The organism is Streptomyces sp. NPDC002790, from assembly GCF_040295505.1.
GTDB lineage: Bacteria > Actinomycetota > Actinomycetes > Streptomycetales > Streptomycetaceae > Streptomyces.
This window is the reverse complement of record NZ_JBEOVM010000015.1, coordinates 21,477-42,829: the sequence shown is the minus strand read 5'-3', so window position 1 is coordinate 42,829 and position 21,353 is coordinate 21,477. Positions and strand designations below refer to the sequence as shown.

The following is a 21,353-nucleotide window of genomic DNA, read 5'->3' as shown; positions in this document are numbered from 1 at the left end:
ATTCTGCAGACGGTCGTTGGTCCATCACACGGTAGTTGCGGGCCGAGAGAGTCGCCTGCGATTCAGGATGTGCTCTCGCTCTCCGCGCCGCCGGGCGGAACCGCCGCCTGATTAGGCGGCGCACGCCGTTCCCCCTGCACGACTGGGTTCTGTGTCAACCACATTGATTGGTTGGCGAAGGACAACTGCGGCTTCCCGCAGTCCACTTGAAGCGTCCGACGGCTACCGAGTCGTAATGCCTGGTTACAGCGTTCCGGTGGACGACCGTGACGCGAGCAGAGCGCGTCGGTCGACGATCATGCTGCGCCAGCGTTGGCGTACTGTCTGCTGCTCGTCGAGCCACCGTGCGCTGGAGGGTTCGTCGAGGGGGAGGTCGGCCATGAAGTGGGCGATATCGACGTAATAGGCGTAGTAGCCCTCACGGGTCAACTCACGGAGTCGGCTGATTCTGGAAGCGACGCCCGCCTGGTCGTCTCGGATGGCGTGGTGGAAGGCGCGTGCCAACGCGAGCTTGGCCTGGACGAAGAGCAGCCCCGAAGTGCTGATCTCTGCGCTCAGCACTTGGGCCCTGTCTTCAACTCCCGTGTCCGTTCCGGCGTCGCGCAGGAATGCCGCGATCCGTACGTCCAGTGTCGCGGCGCGCAGGTCGACCTGGGCCAGGAGGTGTTCGCCGAGGTCGATCTCATCATCGATGGTGGGTTCGGTCGTGAACGCGAGGGTGAAGGCCCGCATCGCCTGAGACATGGCTGCCTCACCGCTCTTGCCATGCGCCTCGCCCTCCGCGCGGGCGGCCCCGAAAGCCTCTGCAGCCGAGGCCATGTCGCCCTGCACCCATCGCACGTCGCCCACGATGCGATGGTGCCGACCTGCCCAGCCCAAGTGTTCAGCGGCCTCAAGAGTGGCTGGGAAGTCACCAGCAAGCCGGGAGAGATGGGCGAGCCCGCGGCGGGCGTTCGCTGCGAGACGTCCACCACCTGCGACGACCAGTTGCATCCCCTGGCGGGATCCCTCTGTGTGCCCGAGGTCGCGCTGTGCCTTGGCTCGGTAGTAGATGGCCACCTCGTGCAGTTCCGCAGGCAGCAACCCAGTGTCAGCGACTGCGACCAGGCGCTGCACGGTGCGGGCGCGGTTCTCGTGCTGTCGGCGGGCGAGCGCACTGAGCAACTCCACCAGCACGTCGGCGGCTGTGGCCGTGCCGCCCTCCTCTTCGGGGCTGGCGGCCAGGTCGAGGGGTTCCCATACGGAGTCGCCGATGTACGTCCAGGCAGCCTCGATGAGCCAGCCGAGGTCGAGGCGGTAGTCGCGGGCAATGGCCAGTCCTTGGCGCAAGCAGCCCACGAGGAGCAGGCGATCGCGGTCCGAGCCGCTACTCCACTGCTCTCCGAGGGCTGCGAAGGCCCGGACGGCGGCCTGCTGCCAGTCGGCGGGAGACCAGCGGTCGTCGGTCTGGTCGTCGGCGCCCCGGATCGTCGCGCGGATGAGGGCGTGCAGGTGGAAGGGCCACAGTCCGAAAGGCGTCTCTCGTACGAAGGGACGCTCGACGAGCCGAAGGGCTGGCGCTTCTTGAGGCAGACCAGCGGCCCGGGTCGCCAGAGCCACGTCGAAGGAAGAGAAGAGGCTGGCGGAGCGCAGGACATGGCGCTCGGGGGCGGTGAGGTCGGAGAGAGTGCGGGCGATCAGCGCGGGGAAGTCATGGTCGAAGTCGGTCGGCTGTGGAGTGTGCCCGTTGCGTCGGAGCTCCAGGAACCTCATCACGGAAAGGTCCAGGTACAACGGCAAGCCGTGCGAGCGCTGCCCGATCACCCTACGGATGGCATCGCCGATGAGGGGGCGGCCATTCGCGGAGAGGCGGCGGGCAAGGTAGTCGTCGCAGTCCCTCAAGGAGAAGTCACCGATCAGCATCTGCCGTTCACGGCTACGGGCAGAGGGCTCGGTGCGCGCCTGGGGAATATCGTGGGCAACGAGGCCGGGCCAGGCGGCGGGGCCGGTGAAATCGAGCTGCCCCTGAAGGGCTTCGTCGGCCCACTGCAGGCGGGAGCGGCCGGTGATGACGAAGAAGGCATTGGGCATCAGCCACACGAGGCGCTGCAGGAGGCGTTCGAAGTCCCGATGGGTGCGGTCCCCGATCTCCTCGAAACCATCAAGCAAGATCACCGGCGTGACCTTCTTCGCGGCGGGTATCCGGGCAAGCTCCCAAGCGAGCAGATGCGGGTAGTAGGACAGGGAGTCCAGATCCGGTTCACCCTCCAGGAGATCGGCTAGGCGCACGCAGCCGGCGAGCGCCCGCACGGTCTGCCGACGCTCGCGCAGCGCTCCCACGAGCGCCCCGGTCACCTGCCCGATCGCAGAGCCCACCGTGCCCGGCAGCAGCAGGGCCTGGGCGACGTCAGCGAGCGCGGACTGCATCTGCTGTGGCAGCGCCTTGCCGAACCGGGCGGCCAGGCCGCCTCGATTGAGGAAGTCCTCCAGCGGATCCCCCGGGTGCTGCTGCTCCCAGTAGCGACGTAACGCCAAGTCGAAGGCGGGCAGAGGCCGACCGATCGCGGCCAGCGTGAGGCGCACGCTGAGCACGACCTTCTCGAAGTCGGGATTCGCGGAGCGCGCGAGATCGATCCGTATGGGCAGGAGCCGCGCTCCACCCCAAACGGGGGCACCCCATTGAGCGGGGCGCTGCCCCGGGTCTGCGAGGGACGCCTCGAACTTGCGCGACAGCGTGGACTTTCCGATGCCACCGATCCCGTGGAAGACCACCACGTTGTCGCGAGCGGCTTCCATGTCCTCCGGAGCGAAGGCAGGGCTGTTGACGTGCCGCAGGTGCTCGGCCAGCGCAGCCACCACGAACCCCCACTGCGCCTGCCGGTTCGTGAACGCCTCCGCAGTCCCGAGCGTGCGGTCGTTCGTACTGAACAGCGCCCGCAGATCCCGACCTGCCACACCGGCCCCCAATGGAGATCCCCCAATCGCCAACTTGCGCACACCCCAACCCTGTTGGGGAAGCATCCCCGAAGGTGGCCACGCGCGACACATCACTGTCCCTAACGCACCACACTGCCCAACCACAGCACGTCACGGGCCCGAGTCATCGCCACGAAGAGCTGACTCCGTAGCAGCTCCTCGCGCTCCCGGGCCGTTTCGGCCGCGCCGGCAATGCTGGAGGCGTCGGCTGACGCCCCGTTCGGCAGGGCTGCATCGTGCTGGGGCAGGTACACGTGCTTGAACTCCAGGCCCTTGGCCCTGCGGTAGCTGCCGAGCTTGACCGCTTCGACGGGGCGACCGTCGTAGTGCTCCAGCAGGCATACCGGGAGGTTCGCCTGGGTGAGCAGTCGCTGGTAATGGCCGATGGACCGCATGGAGGGGCACAGCACCGCAACGTCGGCTCGCGCGGCATCGGGCAGAGCACGCAGGGCCTCCAGGAGCGCCTGGTCGTGGGCGCCCGCCGTCGGCCTCGTGACGCGGACCACCTGCCCGTCGTGGTAGGTGAGGTCGACCTCGCGGCGGCCCGGCGTGCGCAGGCCGTCTATGTCTTCGAAGGCGTCGTCGGCCACGACCGTGAGCGCCGCGTCCAGGATCTGTTTGCTGTTGCGGTAGTTGGTGCGCAGCACCTGTCCGCGATCGCCGCGAATGTCGATGCCCGCGTCTGCAAGACGGAACCCGCCCGGATAGACGGCTTGCTGGCCGTCACCGACCAAAAGCAGCCCGTTGGGGGCATCACCGACCAGGGCGTGCAACAGGCGTACCCCGATGAGAGTGAGGTCCTGGACCTCATCAACGACGACGGCCGCATAGGACGGTTGACCCGTGTGACGGACCGCTTCTGCCAGAGCGAGGGAGAGTACGTCGTTGAAGTCGTGCACGCCGCGCTCGGTGCGCAGCGACTCGTACGCCTCGTACAGCGCCCACACGGCTTGGCGGTGCGGGCGACGCAGGCTCGCCCGGCGCCGGCGCCGAGGCACGGTCGCGTACTCCTCGAAGGTGGTGATGCCGCGGCCCTTGATGACGTGGTCGATCTCCTCGCGCCAGTAGACCGGCGCCGGGTCGATCTCGGCCAGGCAACTGTCGCGCCCGACGTGCTTCCAGGCAAGGCTGAAGGCCGTCTCGGCCTTGTCTCCGTGCAGCCGCACCGGGACGTCTCGCGCCTGCAGGAATTCCTGTGCCCAGGAGTGCAAGCTGCGGAACTCCACGCGATCCGCGACCGCCGGGGACATGGTCCTGAGGAAGGTTCCCTGTACTCGGGGCAGGTTGTTGGCGAACGTGACGTACAGGATCCGGCCGCCGGTACGCCTGGCGAGGTGGGCCGCGCGGTGCAGACCGACCACGGTTTTTCCCGTGCCCGCCGGGCCGCTGATGCGCGCCGGACCTGACCAGTCGCGGCGCACCAGCGCAACCTGGTCGGGGTGGAGGAAGGTCATCCACTGCTCGATCGGGGCCCGCAACGCCTCCTCCAGGGCCGCGTCCCGTAGACCTTCCAGGTCGAACAGTCCGTCGGGCACGGCCTGTTGTGGTTGCTCCGGCGCCGGAGCAACCCCCTGCACCACCGCCGATCCCTCGTAATCGGGGAAGACTCGTTCCAAGTGGTCGGCAATTGCGCGGACCGACTCCGTGCGCAGCCGTCGGCTCTCCGACAGCAATGCGGGCCCGACTTCGTGCTCTCCGAGGAGCCGGATCCGGCCGAGGCCAGCGTCAACTCGTTGCCCTGCAAACACCATGAGCGGCTGGACCGCTACCGGGGACAAGCCGAGCGATGCGACCGCTCCCTCGGCGGCTTTCGTGACCGCGAGCAGCTTCCCTGCGTGCTCGTCACGCGGCTCGCCTCCAGTACGGAGCTTGCCGTCCGAGACCTCTGGGGCAGAGCGCCAGTTCTTGACGTCGATGACGAAGACACCGCCGGGCCCCACCAGCAACATGTCCACATTGGCGGCGCGGGTCCCTGGCCATCGGCGGTCCACGAGCAGTCGCCACCCGCGCTCCGTGAGCACCAACAGCTGCGCGGCAACCCGGCGTTCGCCCTCGCTCCCCGCTTCCCACTGACGCGCCTGCCGACGAGCGGCTTGCCACTGCTCACGCAGCAACCGCTCCTGCCGTCGTGCCTCCTGCGCTCGTCGCGACGCCGACCCGCCTGCCGCCATACCCAGCCCCCTCGTACGCGGAGTAGCGATCATAGGACGGTCCGCGACCGTAGCGGCAGGGTGCACAACGGCAATAGGAGCGGCTCGCCCCCGGCTACGCAGCCGAGCCAGAACAGAGGCCCGGCGCGCTCCAGGTCCTTCGCTGAGCCCAGCCGTACCTCCAGCGATCCCGTGCCGTGGTGTCCGATGCCGGTCACGTCGCGCGTGAATCCAAGCGAGGTCGACCTAGCTTGGATTCACCGACAGGTACAACACGACCTCGCGCTGCTGCGTGCTGCCGACGCAGGCGAAGTCCCGCAGTCGGTGGTACTCCTGGTATTGCTTGCGGTCGACAGGTGTGACCTCGTCGTCGAGGGACGTCAGGATCTCGGCGACCGAAGCCCTCAAAGCAGCTACGGCACCGCTCGAGACGAGCTCCCGCCGCCTGCGCAGAGGCTGCGGCCCCGAGAAAGGGCCGGTGACCATCTGCCGCCGCCCCACCGACAGGAGCGAGGGACGATGCCTGGAGTCGGGGCGATCACGCGACGGTGGGCTCTCGGGTGGTCTCGAGATCGTTGAGCACCGCGAGGACCGGCCCCCAACACATGCCGACGGTGTCGCGGTCCGGAATGACGCCGCGTTCGCGTTGTTTTCGGAGGTGGACGAAATTTCGGTACTCGCGGACGATTGCCATGAAGTCGTGGGCGTCCATCTGGATCCAGCCTCGCGTGCGAGCTGTGTCTAGGAGCAGGGCGAAGCTGGCTCGTTCAAGCGCAACACGCCTCTCCCCCTGGGGGATGCCCTGTTGCAGGCTGGGATCTCTGTACGTCAGCACGTCGAGGAGAAGAGCTTCAGTGAAGCTCCCGATGCCGATGAGAGCCATACCGTATGCGCCGTGCTGCTCGCAGATCTGTGTTTCAGTGACCCTCGCCATGAGTTGGCGCAGGAACTCCTCGCTGCTGACGAGGGGGCGGATTCGCTCTTCCAGGTCCTCGGGGGCTGAGAACACCGTACTGTCGCCGTCCGTACTGACCTCTCCCAGAACGGGGCGTCGGGCAATGTAGGTGACGGCCAGCCCTTCAGCCGCGAGAATACTGTTCAGTTCTTGGCGGATGAGATCGGCGGAGGACAATCCGTCGTCGTATTCGAGCGGATCACAGATGCGGCACAGCAGCCGGCTGACTGCAGCGTGATCAGTGGTGCCGACCATGATGTCCTTTAGCCACACGATGCGGGGTGAGCCGTCGTACTCGGGGGGCGATGGCCAGGCTGCACGTTGCAGGAGTTGTTCGAGCTGGTAGCCGCGGCGCTCGAAGGGGCCGTCGATGTCGACGATGAGACGAGCGACGCGCTCGAGGGTCAGAGTGTCGAGCGTTTTCATCACTGCTCCTTGTCTGCCGGGTGCCGGGCCTGTTCAAAGGCGCAGGTGAGGCGCTCGACGATCACGCGACCGCGACGTTTGAACCCGAGCTCGGTGAGTGCCTGGCCTATGCGGGTATCGCGATCGAGTTGAAATCCGTCGCTCAGAAGCCAGTTGGCCAGGGCGAGCAGATCCGTGTCGCTGTAGTCGCCGGTGCGTCCTCCTTGTGGCAAGACGGGACGGGTGCCTCGGCCACTCGCTGCGGGCGGATCCGGCGCGCGGTGGACGGGATCGGGAGTAGTAGGGGTGCGGTCGGCCCGTTCCATGGCGTCATGCCAGGCGTCGAGGAGCCTTTCGATTTCAGCATGCGGATTGGCGAACCAACTGGACGCCCAGATGCGATGGAAGCGCCATCCGAGTCTTTCCAGGTGCTCTTGCCGCAGTCGATCGCGGTCGCGGGCACTGGGAGCGCGGTGATAGCGATCACCGTCCGTTTCGACGGCGAGGATCATCTGTCCGGGGCGGTCGCGGTGACCGAGCGCGAAATCGATGCGGTAGCCGGACACGCCCCATTGTGGTGTTACCGGGACATGAGCCAATTCGAGTGCCACAAGTATCTGTTGCTCGAAGCCGTTGAGGTTCCAGTCGGTACGTGCGCTTCCGGCGCGCTGGAGGTCTCCGCCGTGGGAGGCGTATTCCAGGAATCCACGCAGCATTTCGGGGCCGCGATGCCGAGCGGTCAGGAGCTTGGACGGGTCGAAGTCGTGATGAGTGAAGGAAGAGACGACGGTCATTGACTGGCGGGCGCGGGTGATGGCCACATTGAGGCGCCGTTCTCCCCCATCGTTGTTGAGCGGGCCGAAATTCATTGCCAGGCGCCCGTTTGCGGCTTTCCCATAGCCGATGCTGAGAATGATGGCGTCACGTTCATCGCCTTGGACTTGTTCGAGGCTTTTGACGAAGAAGCGCCGGCGTGGGCCTGCTTCCGGGCTGAAGTAGTCCTGCACATCCGGGTGGTCCTGCAGGGCTTGCCTCAGAGCAAGATCAATCCTGTCTGCGTGACGCTGTCCCATAGTGATGACGCCGAGGCTCTGATCCGATGTGTGGGTGGCATGCGCCAGGGCGAGGTCGACGACGCGCTGTACTTCTTCGTCCGAGGAGCCAGATTGGCCGGGGCGGACCTGGGCGTCGACGATGTCCAGGCGAATGGGGCTCGCCTGGACGGTGCCTGGAAAGGTGACGAGTGTGTCGTCGTAGATGGCACGGTTCGCGAAGGCGATGAGGCGTTCGTCGCGGCTCCGGTAGTGCCACTTGAGGGTGTGGACGGGCAGACGGGCGCACAGCATGTCGAGGAGGGACTCGAAGGCATCTGGTGCGGCGTCGCTGGATTCTTCGTCATCGGTGTTCTCGTCTGAGCCGCTGAGAAGCCTCTGGAAGAAGGTCGTCGGGGGGAGCTGGTGTGGGTCGCCGGCGACGATGACCTGTTGGGCGCGCATGATGGATGTGATGGCGTCGTGTGGGAGGACCTGGCTGGCTTCGTCGAAGATGACGACGTCGAAGAGACGGGTGGCGGGAAGGACGCGGCTGACGACGAGTGGGGACATGGCCCAGCACGGTTTGGCGGCCATGAGGACGTCCGGCGCCATCTCGACGAGTCTGCGCAGGGCCAGGTGCCGGGATTTGCGGTGTGCCTGGGTGCGCACGAGGGTGTTTTGGTCGGAATGGGCGTCGCGTGCCTTTCTCAGCCGGGTGGCGACTTCGTATCGGACGCGAGCCGGGTTGAGGTCGCGATGGGCGCGGTCGAGACGTTGGAACTGCTCGATCGTGTGGTTGTGCTCGGTTCCGATGAAGGAGCGGAGATAGGGGCGTTGCATGAGGGCCTCGTCGAAAACAGAGGCCCACCAGAGGTGGTTCAGCGTTCCCACAGCGCCGTCGGGGTCGGCGCCGGCTTCGGCGAGCTCATCCAGGAGGTGGCCGAGCCCGGCCGACTCCAGTCGTTTGGTGAGCTGGTTGAGCTCGGGCATCCGCAACAGCGTCTCGCGGTCTTGGTCAAGCCGCTGGATGTACCGGTCCACTTCACCGGTTGAGGTGTTCTCCCAACCGTCCCAGCACACGCTCAGTGCTATCGCGGCGAGCTGATTGCGCACCTCCGTGAAGGACGCGGCCGCCGACGATAGTCCGGGAACGGCCCATGGACTACCGCCATCGGCGGCGGCCTGTTCCCGCCACCGGGCTTTCTGCTCCGCAGCGTCGATGAGTGCCGTGTGCAGCAATTGGCGGGCACGACAGCCCTCCTTGGCCAGCCCTCGCGCTCGTGCTGTCAGTTTTCGGCGTTGCCACCAACCGACTTTGACCCCGTGCTCCTTGCGCCATGCACGGTCGGCGGTCGCGGCGACCATGTCATTCAGATCGGAGTCGAAGACGGCCGCCTCGAAGCGACTGAGGGTACTGGTGACGTCGTTCAGCAATGTCAGGAGGGACTGCCATCCTTGGACATCGTCGGCCCGTCGCAGCCCCGCAGTGTCCACCAGCTTTTCGACGGTGCGTCGGGCATCCGTCAGAGCGCGCCCGGTGAGCTGGTCGAGACTGGTGACGACGGAATGCAGTTCGCCGTCGGAGCAGACCGTCAGGCGAGACCAGGGAGATGAGCCACACCGGACCAGGAGGCCACTCTTGGCCACGAAGGCGCGCAGGTCCTTCTCGGTCTGGAGCTGCTGGTCACCGTGGAGACGATGCAGGTCGCTGCCACGCAACCGCAGTCGGGTCTGCTGGTCGCCGGGGCTGGCCATGAGGCATGCGATCAGTTGGTACGGACTGATCTCCCACGGTGCCAGCGGCTGGTGAAACTCCTGAACGTGCTGCAGAGCCTGCTGTCGATGGCCATCAAGGTTCCTGTGGAGACCATCAGGGCGAGGCGGGGGCTCCTGTCCAGCTCGTTCCAGGGCCTCATATAGCTGCTGCGCGGTCTGGCGGCGGCTGAGTTTGTTGCCGTGCAGGTCGAAGACAAGTCCGTCGAGGTCGACTTCGGCAAGGTTGTCGGTCACCGCTTCGATCGCGGCGCGCTTCTCGGCAACGAAGAGCGTCTTCTTACCCAACGCCGCGAAGGCAGCGATCAGGTTGGCGATGGTCTGGCTCTTGCCCGTGCCGGGTGGCCCCTCAATGACCAGATGAGCGCCGGCCAGCGCGGCGGTGATGGCCTTCTGCTGAGAGCCGTCAGCGTCCCGGACCAGGTATTCCGACCCCGGTGCGACGGAGTCCGCGCTGGAAGGTTCGCGGGGAACAGCATCTGCGCGTAGAGCACGCTCGGCTTCCTTGTCGTTTGCCAAGGCCGCGACAACCGGATGGCTCGCCAACAAGTCGACCGACTGGGCGAGGTCGTTGACCATGGGAAGGCGGTCGAAGCTGAAAACCCCGGCCACCGCGCGCTCTTCCAATTCCACGTGGAGACTGCTCCGTGTACAGGCAGTCTGCAATACCTCGTAGGCGCAACGCGCACGGTCATCAAGATCCGCGCACTCGTCGATCGCGTTCGTGATCTTGTTGGTGAGAGCCTCGAGATCACCGTCCAGCCCGTACTGACGGCCCAACGCGTAGAGGAGAACCGGATTGATCTCGGCCTCGCCCACCCCTGCGAGGACGAAGTCATTCTCTGTCACGGTGCGCGGTTCAATGGTGATCGGCTGCAGCAGAAGGGGAGCACGCAGTGCTGCGACCGGTCGGCTGCCTTGCGTTGCCGGGGGTTCGACACACACGATGCCGAGTGCCAGGCGCCCGGCGTCAATGCCTTGCTCCTCCGCCAGTTCGACCATCTTGCGGCGGAGACCCCGTGCTCGCCCCCACGCCGTTTTGTGATCGCCCGAGTCCGGGAAGAGGCTGGACAGGCGGGTTGCACGGCCGTTCAGCAGCGAGGTCAGCGCCTGGGGCACCGCATGGGTGACGTCGAGTGTCGCCCGCTTCGTGTCTTTGAAGTGCAGCAGAGTGTTGTAAGGGCCGAAGTCGATCAGCGCATCGGACCATTGCTGCGCACAGACCTCTACCGCCCGGCGGCGTGCAGGTCCCACGTGCTCATCCACGTCTCCCCCTTGGGTGAACTGGCTTGCTGGCTCCGACCTGTTACGGGCCGCGGTCCGCCCTTGGTCCGAGACGAACAGACCAAGATATGGGGCAGCGACGAAATACCACAGGCGGAATCTGGTCACGCAGGGGGCGCGCGGGAAGCACGTACGGCGCAGATGCAGCGCACCTGCGGCAAGGTCGATGTCAGTGCCCGCTAAACGCAATAGCTACGGAGTAGAGCCAGCCGCTCGTCTCGCCCCACAGACAACACGGAAAATACGTTCAGTTTCAGCCAGATCACTATCTCGAACGCCATGCGTACTTGCGTGCACCCGGCTCCCCGCAGCTACGTTCCACTCCGTCCAGCGCAGGGCGACATGATGGGGGACAGATGGCAAGGACCGCGCGACAGACAATCAACGCACTACGTCGTCCGGCGAGCGTTCATCTCCACTCCACCGAGGAGCTCGTCGGCCAAGTCGAGTCGGCGGCGGCACTGGTCGACAAGAGGCGGCGCGAAGAGGGCCAGAGCCCGCTCCGTCGGAAGCCCGCGCTCCACCCCGTCGCCGGCGCGCATTCAGTAACCACCATGGAACTGACGCCTTGGAAAGTGCTGCACGCCCTGGCACGCGGTTACATGCTGTCAAGTCAGGGGACGGGTCACGGCCTTGCAGAACACTGGCTGAGCCTGAAATTCTGCGAAGCCCTAGGTGCCAATCGGGCCCGCTCCATGGAGCTCACCGAAAGCGGCAAAACACCCGAGAGCTGGTACAAGGGCATGCAAGCGCGCGAGTTGGCTGTCGGGTTCGGCCTCGCTGCGGCCGAACACATTGTGCAGCAGCGTTATCCGGACCACATCATCTCGGTGGTGGACACCGGGATTGTGCTGCGTGCCGGATGGGCCCCAAGCGTCTCACAACGCAGCAAGTCCGCTCGCCCTCGGCCTGATTACATCCTGGAGGCGTGGAAGCCCGGCGAGCCCTCTAAGATCACGTTCGTGGCCTGCCGTGGCAACCATCAAAGGCCAACTAAACGGAGCGGCAGGACACGCAGCACCACAATCCAACAGTTGATCAAAGGTGCCGAACTGACCGAAGGAATGCAGGTTGGAGACTGGAATAGCACCGCTTGCCTCATGATCTCGACTGAACTCATGGGGCAGGGTGGCATTGTCGTCAACGTCATCGAGTCACCGGGTGACGCTCAACTCCCTCTCCGTACACCAGGAACCTCCGGGCATGCAGACGACGAAATCAAGGATGAACCAGGGATTCCCTACCCCAATGCCATCCAGATACCGGCCCGTGGAGGGCGACGTGCACATAGAGTTGACGGATTTCAGGTGGGCCCCGACAACATCGCGTGGTTCGGGCAACTCCTCGCGCGAACCGGGGCAGCCGGCCTGACGGCCTTCGCTGGAGGAGGCCCGAGAACAGCCCGCTACCTCACAGCGCGTCAAGGCCAGAAGTACTACCAGGTACCCGTGTTCGCTGCTACGTCGAGCGTCGACGACGCCGAGCTCTACGTAGGCGACACGAAGTTCGTCGGCACAGACCACGTCTTCCGGCTCGGATCTGTGCGCGTCGAAGCCTTCTCTGGGATAGCGAGCGAGTTGTACAAGCCGCTCAAAGAGGGGCGAGTAGAGGAATACCGGCGCACGGCATACGAGCGAAGTCAGGAAGGCGCCAACACAGCCGACGAGCACACTGGTCCTCTTTCCTTGCAACCCGACGGCACGGCCATCGCACTGAGAATCTTGCCGCTTCGGCAGCAGCGCAGGTAGGGCGCGACCCCGCCACCTACGACCGCCAAGGCCCCTATCAGCACCTGCCCAGCAGGGGCCTCAGGCGCCGTCACATGTGATGTGGCACTGCGGGCCTGACCGAGCACGAACATCATGGCCCGGTCAGTGCTGCGAGGGACCAAGCAACCGACCTTCGACCCCTTCCGACCGCCCCCACCACCAAGCCTGCTGGGGAGAATCTGGGGAGAACGAAGCCCTGCTGGGGAGCGCCTGGGGAGAATCGACCGCGCAAACGGGCAGCACGGCGAAGGAGCGTGAAATATTCATCGCCCCAGGTCAAAGCAGGGGTTGAGCCAATCGCTGCAGGTCAGCCAGGCATGGACGACGACTTCAAGAAGATCTCCTCGTGGGCCGCGATCCTCTTCGCCCCGACGCTGGTCGGCACCATCTACGGCATGAACTTCGAGCAGATGCCTGAGTTGAGCTGGAGCCTCGGATACCCCTTCGCGATCGGCTTGATGGGAGTTGTCTGCACTGGTTTGTACGCGATTTTCAAGCGGCGAGGCTGGCTCTAGAGGTGTACCGACCCTACTCACACCGCGCCACGGTTTGCTTCTGCACCCTCATCACAAACCACCCATTTGGGACTCTGCGGAGCCCATGGGGAGAAGTGATGCCAGCGATCTCGTCTACCTCGCCTAAAACAAGGATCTGACCAGTTCTTTTGCCTCCTCCGGCCTCCTTGGGGAGGATCCGGGGAGAATCGATCAGCGCCCACGCCATGCCCTAAGCACCTCACCCCGTTTCCTTGCGTACTCCATACCCGATCAGGCATGCCCCACATACCCCTTAAGTCGATCACGGAAAGTGACGCCACCGACGCTTCATTCACGTCGTACGGAACCGACAGAATCGCGGCGTCTGGACCGGAGGTACTCGAGTCGTTGAGACCAAGACACGCGCACACAGGTCCCGACGCGACTGCCACCACTCGGCCGCGGGGAGGCCACACAATGACGCTGCAGCACTTCGATCAGAGAGCCTCATCGTAAGGCGATCAGGCGGCAGATGTACGGCCGCAACTCGTTCCAACTCCTGTACGCCCGAGCACTGTTGTAATTCTGACCAACTCGAAATATCGACCAGACCCGATTTCAGGAATCCATCAACAGCAGGTCAGCGGCCCTTCTCAGCAGGCTCAAGGATCGCGACACACTGAACGTGATGGGTCATCGGAACCGGAAGCGTAGGAACCCGCGCCCGGGCGGAGGGCCTCGAAGCGGGCACAACGGTGAACTACACGGACGAGCTGGGGCGAGCACCAGATCACGGTGCCGGGGAACACCCGTCGATGAGCGCGCGCGGCCCGGCGAGACTCCTTTCAACAAGAGCAGTGTCGTGCCGACAGGGTCTGCAGGAGCACAGGAGGAGGTGACAACACCCGTAAGACGGTGGGCTTCACCCCCCTCACTCAGTTGCTACCGCGTCCGGGGCCTTTGCCATCGCACACATACCCTGCGCCGCACAGGCACAGGCCGAGCTGCTCTCCACGCACTGGGACAGCCGCGGGTGGCAGCAGATGCCCGCCCCAGTAAGGCGCGGTGCCGGGAGTGCCTCGATAGCGCAGACGACCGCAGACAAGGCCGCGCGTGAGAGCGCTACGAGGGCGTACGGGTTGGCCTGCCTCACGCCGGATCCGCTGACGAAGTGGCTTGTCGGTGACGGCCGGGCGGGGAACACCGTGTCGCCGGCGTCCAGGGCGATCTGGTCGGCTTCGGCCTTCTCGGCCAGTTCCGAGCCGACGAACATCCGCATGCCCCTGCGTAGATCACCCCGCCCGACCGCCTCGACACGTGATCACGTTGACGTCTCCAGCCGGCCGCCGGCCTCTGGGAAGACCACGAATCGGGATCCCTGCCTGGCTCATGGGGGGCCAGGCAGGCATACCCACGTGCCCAGGTTCCTCGGCCGCCCGTCCGGGGTTGGTCGAGGACGTGACGCGTCCGGAAAGCTACAGCCACAGCGCATCCGCAGGTCCGGGAGAGGTGGCAGTGCACGCGATCATTCTGGCGGGAGGAAAGGGAACCCGGCTGGCGCCGTACACCGACGACCTGCCCAAGTCCCTGATTCAGATTTCGGAACACTCGATCCTGGAGATCATTGCGCATCAGCTTCAGGTGTCGGGGTTCACTCGGCTGACGCTATGTGTCTCACACCTTGGGGAGATGATCACGGAACGGATGGGAGACGGCTCCCACTTCCGTCTGGAGATCGACTACTGCTGGGACCGTGAGCCGCTGGGCACCGCCGCACCACTGTTGCTCGTCAAGGACTGGGACACCCCGGCGCTGGTGATGAACTGCGACATCCTGACCGCCGTGGACCTCGGCGCACTGACCGCCGACCACCTGAGGAGCGGTGCGTACATGACTGTCGCGACCCACCGGCACCAGGTACCGGTGGACTTCGGTGTCATAGACAGCGTGGACGGGCTGGTCCACGGAATCCGGGAAAAGCCACGGATCAGTCTGGATGTCTCCGCAGGAATCCAGGTCATCGACCCCCGGGCCCGGGAGTGCATCCCGCCGGGCGAGCGGATGGACATGCCGCAGCTCGTGGCCGAACTTCTCGGCCGGGGTCACCAGGTGCGGTCCTTCCACATGGCGGAGCCGTGGCATGACATCGGAACCCCGACAAGCCTGCATGCCGCTAAGGACGCGGTGAGCCGCTCCCCCGAACGCTACCGACTGCCCGGCGCCAGCTGGCCGGTCTCCATCGACCGGCACACGGCACTGGCCACCGCCGGGCGGTCCGGCGGCGTGCCGTCGAAGCTGCCCGGCCTCGACAGCTGAGAAGGGGGCGAACCATGCTGGAGTTCCTGCGCCACCACAGCGATCGAGCGCCCGATCGGCCTGCGCTGAGCGAGTTCACCGCCTCCGGGTGGCGGTCCGTCTCGCGGGCCGAGCTGTACAGGTCCACACTCTCCGCCGCGGCCCGCGCGGCGGAGACGCTGAAGGTCTGTCCCGGACCCGCAGTGGTGGAACTCGACGGCAGCGCCGACAGCGTGGCTGTACTGCTCGGCCTGCTGACTGCCCGCATCGACGTGATCTGCGTCGAGGAGCACAGCTCGCATCTGACGGACGCCTCGTCAGCGATCTGGCGTACGGCCGCGACCGCAGCCGTACTGCCCACCGCGCGAGCGCTCCCCTCCGGTACGCCGGTGTTCGACTACCGGGAACTGCTCCGCGGGGCCGATGGCGCCAGCACCGGTGGCGGGGTCGCCCCCGCGTGCACGGAAGCCGCCGTGGACGACGGAGCACCGAGCGTGCTCCAGCTGACCTCCGGCTCGACCGGCGAACCCCGGATCGCGCGGCATCCGCTCGGCTCGGTGCTGCGAGGCGCGGAGTTGTATCGCCAGGTGCACGGCTACCACGCGGACGACATGGTGCTGCTGCCCCTGCCGATCGCCCACTCCTTCGGCCTGGTGGGTGGTCTGTTCGCGGCGCTCGTCTCGGGGACCGAGCTGCTCAGCATCCCCAAGTTCTCCCTCAGCGCGGTCCGTTCAGGTCTGCTGCGCGGCGCGACCGTGCTGCTCGGTACGCCGTTGCTCTACCAACTGGTCGAGAAATCCCTGCCTCAGGCGCTCGACGACGGCGAACTGCGCGTGTTGCTCTCATCCGGTGGGCCGCTGGCGGCCGAGACGGCAAGAGCCGTGCAGCGGCTCAGCCGTCAGCCTGTGCGCCAGGTGTATGGCAGCACGGAAACCGGTCTGATCGCCTGCGGGACTGGTGCGGAGGCGGCTGACTCCGTCGGGCGCTTCGCACCCGGCGTCGAGTGGCGTCTACTGGATGCGGAGCCAGGCTCCAACGGGGCGCGCACCGGACGGCTGGCGGTACGTACCTCGACCATGTTCACTGGTTACGCCGGTACCGACGGGGCACAAACAGCGCCCGGGCCCCCACAAGGCCCGGACAGCCAAGACCTTGCCGGCGGCGTCCCCTCTGGCTACTACGACACGGGCGACCTGGTGACGGTCTCCGCCGCCGGGAACGTATCCCTGGTCGGCCGCAAGAACACCTTCATCAACGTCGGTGGCCGCAAGGTCAACCCGCGCCGGGTCGAACGGATCGTCCGGGAGTTCCCCGGCGTGGCCGACGCCCACGTGCTGGGCCTCGACACCCTGCACGAGCAGGCTGTGCACGCCGTGGTGGTACCGGCTCCGGGCCGGGCAGGACCGCAGTCCGGTGACGTCGTCGCGTTCTGCCGCGACCGGCTCGCCGGCTACGAAACGCCGCACCACGTGCACGTGCTGCCCGCTCTCCCCCGTACTTCCATGGGAAAGATCGACCGCACCGCGCTGCTCGCCGCACTCTCCTCATCTCCCGCCACCGACCGGTCCCCCGGTCACCAGACTGACGAGGCAACACTCTGATGAATGACCTGACGGCCGCCGTACCGTCTCCCCGCCCGCTCGCTGTCATCGGACTCGGCTACATCGGCCTGCCGCTCGCCCTTTCACTGGCCGGCGAGGGGCATCGTGTGATCGGCGTCGACACCAGCCCGGACGTGCGGCAGGCGATCGTGGGCGGCACGCCGCTGTTCCACGAGCCGGGGGTGACAGAAGCGCTCGCGACGACGCCCGCCGACCTGTTCAGCGTGGCCGACCAGCTGCCCGACGAGCCGCTCCAGGCCGTCATCCTCTGTGTCGGTACCGCCGTCGACCCCAAAACCCACCGCCCCGACCTGCGCCATCTGGAGTCGGCCGCCGCGCACGTCGCGGAACACCTGTCACCGGACACCCTCGTGGTCGTACGCAGCACGGTCTCGGTCGGCACCTGCCGACAGACCGTTCTGCCGTTGCTGGCCCGCAGCGTCGCGCAGCCGCTGCTGGCCTCCTGCCCGGAGCGCACCATCCAAGGCGTCGCGCTGCACGAGATCCGTTCACTGCCGCAGATCATCGGTGGCATCGACGAGCGCTCAGTACAGCGCGCCGCCGAGCTGCTCTCCGCGGTCTGTCCGGACCAGGTGACGGTGTCCTCGATCGAGGCCTCAGAACTGGTCAAGCTGATATGCAACGCGCACACCGACTTGATCTACGGCTTCGGCAACGAGATCGCGGCACTAGCGGAGGGCGTGGGGCTCGATGCCAACGAAGTGATCGCCGCCGCGAACCTCCGCTACCCGCGCCCCGACCTCTCCCGCCCCGGCTTCGTCGGCGGCAGTTGCCTGGTCAAGGACCCGTACCTGCTGCTGGACGCGGGGCGGTCGGCCGGCTGGCCCGCGCCGATGGTCGCTGCTGCCCGCCAGGTCAACGAGAGCGTGCCGCACCGCGCTGTCGCCCGGGTCGTCGCCGCGCTGGAGGAGCGCGGTACCCCGCTGGCGGACGCGAAGGTACTGGTCTGCGGCGTTGCCTACAAGGGCCGTCCTGAGACGGACGACGTACGCGGCTCGGCCGCCGTGGACGTCGCCGCCTCCCTCGGCAGCCGGGTCCGCTCGCTGGTGGCGCACGACTTCGTCGTCACCCCTGAGCGCATATCCTCACTCGGCTTCGTACCGACCGGGCTGGACGACGGCCTGGCCGACGCCGACGCCGTGATCGTCCTCGTCGACCACCCCGGCTACCAGGAGCTGACCGCGGACCGGCTGCTGACCTATGCGGCGAAGCAGCCCGTCGTCTTCGACATGTGGGGCATCACCGAACCGGAACTCGCCGCGCCGTCCGCGCGGAACGAACTGACCTATCTGAGGCTGGGCCGTGGCTGACCGCGTACTCATCACCGGAGGCGCCGGCTTCATCGGCCTGCACCTCATTCGCAGGCTGCTCGATCAGGGCTGCGAGATCACCGCGCTGGACGACTTCTCCCGCGGTAAGGAGGACCCCGAATTCGCCGCACTGGCCAAGGACTTCCGCCTGGTGCGGCACGACCTGACCCGACCGGTCCCGGACGGGCTGCTGGACGGGTCGTTCGACGCGGTGTACCACTTGGCGGCAGTCGTCGGGGTTCAGCGCACCCAGTCGGCGCCGGCGCATGTGCTGCGCACCAACCTGCTCACCACCGTCAACCTGCTGGACTGGTGCGACCGCAACCCGCCCGGCGCGGTCTTCCTCAGCTCCACCAGCGAGGTGGGCGACGGCGCCGCGCAGCTCGGCGTCGCGCCGTTCCCGACACCGGAGAACGCGCCGTTCGCACTGGTCGAGCCGCGCCGCCCCCGCTCGTCGTACGCACTGAGCAAAGTGGCTTCGGAGTCGATGCTCTGGCTGCGTCAGGACAGCTACAAGGTGCGCATCGCGCGCTACTACAACGTGTACGGGCCGCGGATGGGCCACTCGCACGTCATTCCGCAATTGATCGGCCGCATCGCCGACGGAGTGGATCCCTTCCCGCTGTACGGGGCCGAGCAGTCCCGAGCGTTCTGCTACGTGGACGACGCGGTGCGGGCCTCGGTCGGGCTGATGGCGCTGCCGACGGACGCGCCGGTGCTCGCCAACATCGGCAACGACACCGAGGAGATCCGGATAGAGAATCTCGCCCGACGGCTGTTCCGGCTGGCTGGAGTGGCTCCCGCGCTGGCCGCGCAGGCGGCGCCGCCCGGCTCCCCCGAGCGTCGGCTGCCCGACCTGACGACCTTGCGGTCCGTGCTGCCCTCGTTGGAGTACACGCCGCTCGACACCGGCCTGCGCGCGATGCTCGACTGGTACGGCGCGAACCGGCCCGACCGTCCGGCCGTTCGATGAGCACCGTGCTGGCCGTCTTCGGTGGTTACCCGGACAGCCGCGTCACAGGAGCCTCGCTGATGGCGTGGCGCACGACGGCGGCGCTCGCGGCGCGCGGTCACCGCGTTGCGCTGCTCACCGACAGCCGCTGCCCGGAGGATCTGGCCGACGCCGACTGGCCGGTGTTCACCTCCGTCGCCCAACTGTCCGGTACAGCGTGGTCCCACCCCGACTACGTGCACGTGTACGACCTCGCGTCGCCCGCCCATGCCGAACTGGGGCGGGAGCTGGCGGCGCGCAGCGGCGCGACGCTGGTGCTCACCCCGGCCTCCGCACCGGAGACCTGGCCGGACCCCGCGCTGGGCCGCCGCGTCAGCGCGGAGGCGACGGCCCTGTTCGTCCTCACCGAGACCGAAGCCACCACGCTGTGCTCCATCGGCATTCCCACCGACCGGATCGGCCACATCCCGCAGGCCCCCGATCTGGCCGGGCCCGGCGACGGAGACGCCTTCCGCGCACGGCACGACATCGGCGGACCACTGGTGCTGTTCGTCGGCCGACATGTACCGGCCAAGGGGTACGAGCTGTTGCTCGATGCCGCACCGTCGGTCTGGGAGCGGGTACCGGAGGCGGTCTTCGCCTTCGCCGGCCCGGACGAAGGCGAAGACGTCGACGCCGCCTTCAACCGCCGTGCGGACGCGCGGATCCGGCGGCTCGGGCTGCTGTCAGACGCCGAGAAGCACGACGCGCTGGCCGGCTGCGCCGTGCTGTGCCTGCCGACCAGCGCAGACGTCTTCCCGCTCGTCTTCGTGGAGGCGTGGAGCTGCGGCCGACCGGTGGTGTCCGGAAGGTTCACCGGATGCCTTGAGGTGGTCCGTGAGGGCGTGGACGGTCTGCTGGTCGACCACACCCCGCTCAGCGTCGCGTCGGCCTTGCTGAAACTGCTCCAGGACGACGCGCTGCGTGCTGCCCTCGGCGCCGCCGGGCAAGCCCGGGTCGACGCCGAGTTGAGCTGGGATCAGGCGGCCGCCGCAGTGGAACGCGGTTGCAGAATGGTTGTGTCGGAGCCCGCGGTCGTAGTGGCGTCTCGTGCCCCCTCCCCCCGCCCACACACAGCGGCGCCCTCCGGTACGACGGCCGACGCCCTCGGTACCGAACAACCCAGTGAGGCCCCATGACATCCCCCGCCCCCCTGCCGTCCCGGCCTGTGAACCTGGCCGACAACACCATCGGTGACGAGGAGATCGCTGCCGTCGAGAAGGTGCTGCGCTCGGGCTGGCTGTCGCCCGGCCCGGAGACCTCGGCGTTCGAGGAGGAGTTCGCAGCGGCGCTGGGCGCATCCGCCGCGGTTGCCGTGAGCAGCGGCACCGCCGCGCTGCACCTCGCGGTACTGGCCCTGGGCCTGCGCCCCGGCGACGAGGTGATCGTTCCGTCGCTCAGCTTCGTGGCATCGGCGGCGGTGGTCGCCCTGCACGGCGGAGTGCCGGTCTTCGCCGATGTGCTTTCCGAGACCGAGCCCACCGTCTCACCCTCGGAGGTCGAGCGGCTGATCGGCCCACGGACGCGGGCTGTGGTGGTCATGCACAACGCCGGCTACCCGGCCCGCGTACGGGAGATCGTCGGGCTGGCCGCTCGACACGGTGTCACCGTCATCGAGGACGCCGCGCACGCGCCCGTGGTGCGACACGGTAACCAAGCGCTGGGCACCTTCGGAGACTTCGGCTGCTTCAGCTTCTTCGCCACCAAGAACCTCACCACTGGGGAGGGCGGCATGGTCGTCGCCCGCGACCCGGAGCTGCTCGGCCGCGTACGTTCGCTGCGCTCGCATTGCCTCACCCGCACGACCTGGGACCGGGTACAGACGGGCGGCGCGGACTACGACGTGCCGGGCCTCGGGCTCAACTACCGGCCCACGGAGATCTCCTCGGCGATCGGCCGCGTACAGCTGTCGCGGCTCCCTGCCGACCGTGCGACACGCGCTGCGCTGACCCATCGCTACCACCGGCTGCTGACCGAAGTGCCAGGGCTGACCCTTCCGTTCGCGAGACACGAGGAAGACTCCGCATACCACCTGCTGGTCGTCCTGCTGCCCCCTGGCGTCCCGCGCGAGGAGGTCCGCGCCGCGCTGTCGGCGGCGGGGGTGCAGACCTCGGTGCATTACCGGCCCACTCATCTGTTCTCGTACTACCGCGACCACTACCCGGCGGGCCCGCTGCCGGTCAGTGAGGCGATGGCCGACCGGCTGCTCTCGCTGCCGCTGCACGCCCGACTGACCGAGTCGGACGTGGACCATGTGGTGGCCGCACTGGCTGCGGCACTGGACCGGGCGCGGCCCGTGGCGACGCCGGCCCGGACGGACACGGAGGGCTGAGC

The 21,353-nt window shown here is 67.1% G+C and carries 13 protein-coding genes and 1 pseudogene; 8 read left to right on the top strand and 6 right to left on the bottom strand.

Annotated elements, in window-relative coordinates; all coding sequences use genetic code 11:
• Positions 1–243: 243 nt before the first annotated feature.
• From ABT004_RS10675 to ABT004_RS10650, 6 genes are all read right to left on the bottom strand, one after another.
• On the bottom strand, positions 244–2,976 hold the full coding sequence (locus ABT004_RS10675; RefSeq protein WP_351333925.1) for an ATP/GTP-binding protein: 2,733 nt from the start codon (positions 2,974–2,976) through the stop codon (positions 244–246).
• A 59-nt stretch (positions 2,977–3,035) separates the two neighbouring features.
• Entirely contained in the window at positions 3,036–5,126 is a 2,091-nt protein-coding gene (locus ABT004_RS10670; RefSeq protein ID WP_351333922.1) for a nuclease-related domain-containing DEAD/DEAH box helicase, read from the bottom strand.
• A 225-nt stretch (positions 5,127–5,351) separates the two neighbouring features.
• Complete coding sequence (locus ABT004_RS10665) at positions 5,352–5,513, bottom strand: hypothetical protein (RefSeq protein WP_351333919.1); 162 nt, start codon at positions 5,511–5,513, stop codon at positions 5,352–5,354.
• Between the two features lie 130 nt (positions 5,514–5,643).
• Positions 5,644–6,486 (bottom strand): hypothetical protein, encoded by an 843-nt coding sequence (locus ABT004_RS10660; RefSeq protein WP_351333917.1) that lies wholly within the window; start codon positions 6,484–6,486, stop codon positions 5,644–5,646.
• A complete protein-coding gene (locus ABT004_RS10655; RefSeq protein WP_351333914.1) occupies positions 6,486–10,538 on the bottom strand; it encodes a PDDEXK-like endonuclease domain-containing protein in 4,053 nt (1,350 codons plus the stop codon). Before ABT004_RS10655 ends, ABT004_RS10660 begins: the two co-directional genes overlap by 1 nt.
• Positions 10,539–10,945: 407 nt before the next feature.
• Positions 10,946–11,098, bottom strand: a complete 153-nt coding sequence (locus tag ABT004_RS10650) for a hypothetical protein (protein WP_351333912.1) — start codon at positions 11,096–11,098, stop codon at positions 10,946–10,948.
• Positions 11,099–11,110: 12 nt separating this feature from the next.
• Between ABT004_RS10650 and ABT004_RS10645 the strand changes: the two genes are divergently transcribed.
• The 8 genes and pseudogenes from ABT004_RS10645 (at position 11,111) to ABT004_RS10610 (ending at position 21,351) form a co-directional block, all read left to right on the top strand.
• On the top strand, positions 11,111–12,304 hold the full coding sequence (locus tag ABT004_RS10645) for a hypothetical protein (RefSeq protein ID WP_351333909.1): 1,194 nt from the start codon (positions 11,111–11,113) through the stop codon (positions 12,302–12,304).
• Between the two features lie 350 nt (positions 12,305–12,654).
• Positions 12,655–12,840 (top strand): annotated as a pseudogene (locus ABT004_RS10640) (CorA family divalent cation transporter); the annotation flags it as partial.
• Positions 12,841–14,247: 1,407 nt separating this feature from the next.
• Positions 14,248–15,117: a sugar phosphate nucleotidyltransferase gene (locus tag ABT004_RS10635; protein WP_351333906.1), complete on the top strand. Its 870-nt coding sequence runs from the start codon at positions 14,248–14,250 to the stop codon at positions 15,115–15,117.
• 14 nt (positions 15,118–15,131) lie between these two features.
• Positions 15,132–16,697, top strand: coding sequence for a class I adenylate-forming enzyme family protein (locus tag ABT004_RS10630; protein ID WP_351333903.1), 1,566 nt, complete (start codon positions 15,132–15,134; stop codon positions 16,695–16,697).
• Positions 16,697–18,028, top strand: coding sequence for a nucleotide sugar dehydrogenase (locus ABT004_RS10625; protein ID WP_351333900.1), 1,332 nt, complete (start codon positions 16,697–16,699; stop codon positions 18,026–18,028). Before ABT004_RS10630 ends, ABT004_RS10625 begins: the two co-directional genes overlap by 1 nt.
• Entirely contained in the window at positions 18,021–19,001 is a 981-nt protein-coding gene (locus tag ABT004_RS10620; RefSeq protein WP_351333897.1) for an NAD-dependent epimerase/dehydratase family protein, read from the top strand. Before ABT004_RS10625 ends, ABT004_RS10620 begins: the two co-directional genes overlap by 8 nt.
• On the top strand, positions 18,998–20,158 hold the full coding sequence (locus ABT004_RS10615; protein WP_351333895.1) for a glycosyltransferase family 4 protein: 1,161 nt from the start codon (positions 18,998–19,000) through the stop codon (positions 20,156–20,158). Before ABT004_RS10620 ends, ABT004_RS10615 begins: the two co-directional genes overlap by 4 nt.
• Entirely contained in the window at positions 20,155–21,351 is a 1,197-nt protein-coding gene (locus ABT004_RS10610) for a DegT/DnrJ/EryC1/StrS family aminotransferase (RefSeq protein WP_351333892.1), read from the top strand. The genes ABT004_RS10615 and ABT004_RS10610 overlap by 4 nt, the downstream gene beginning before the upstream one ends.
• Positions 21,352–21,353: the final 2 nt, after the last annotated feature.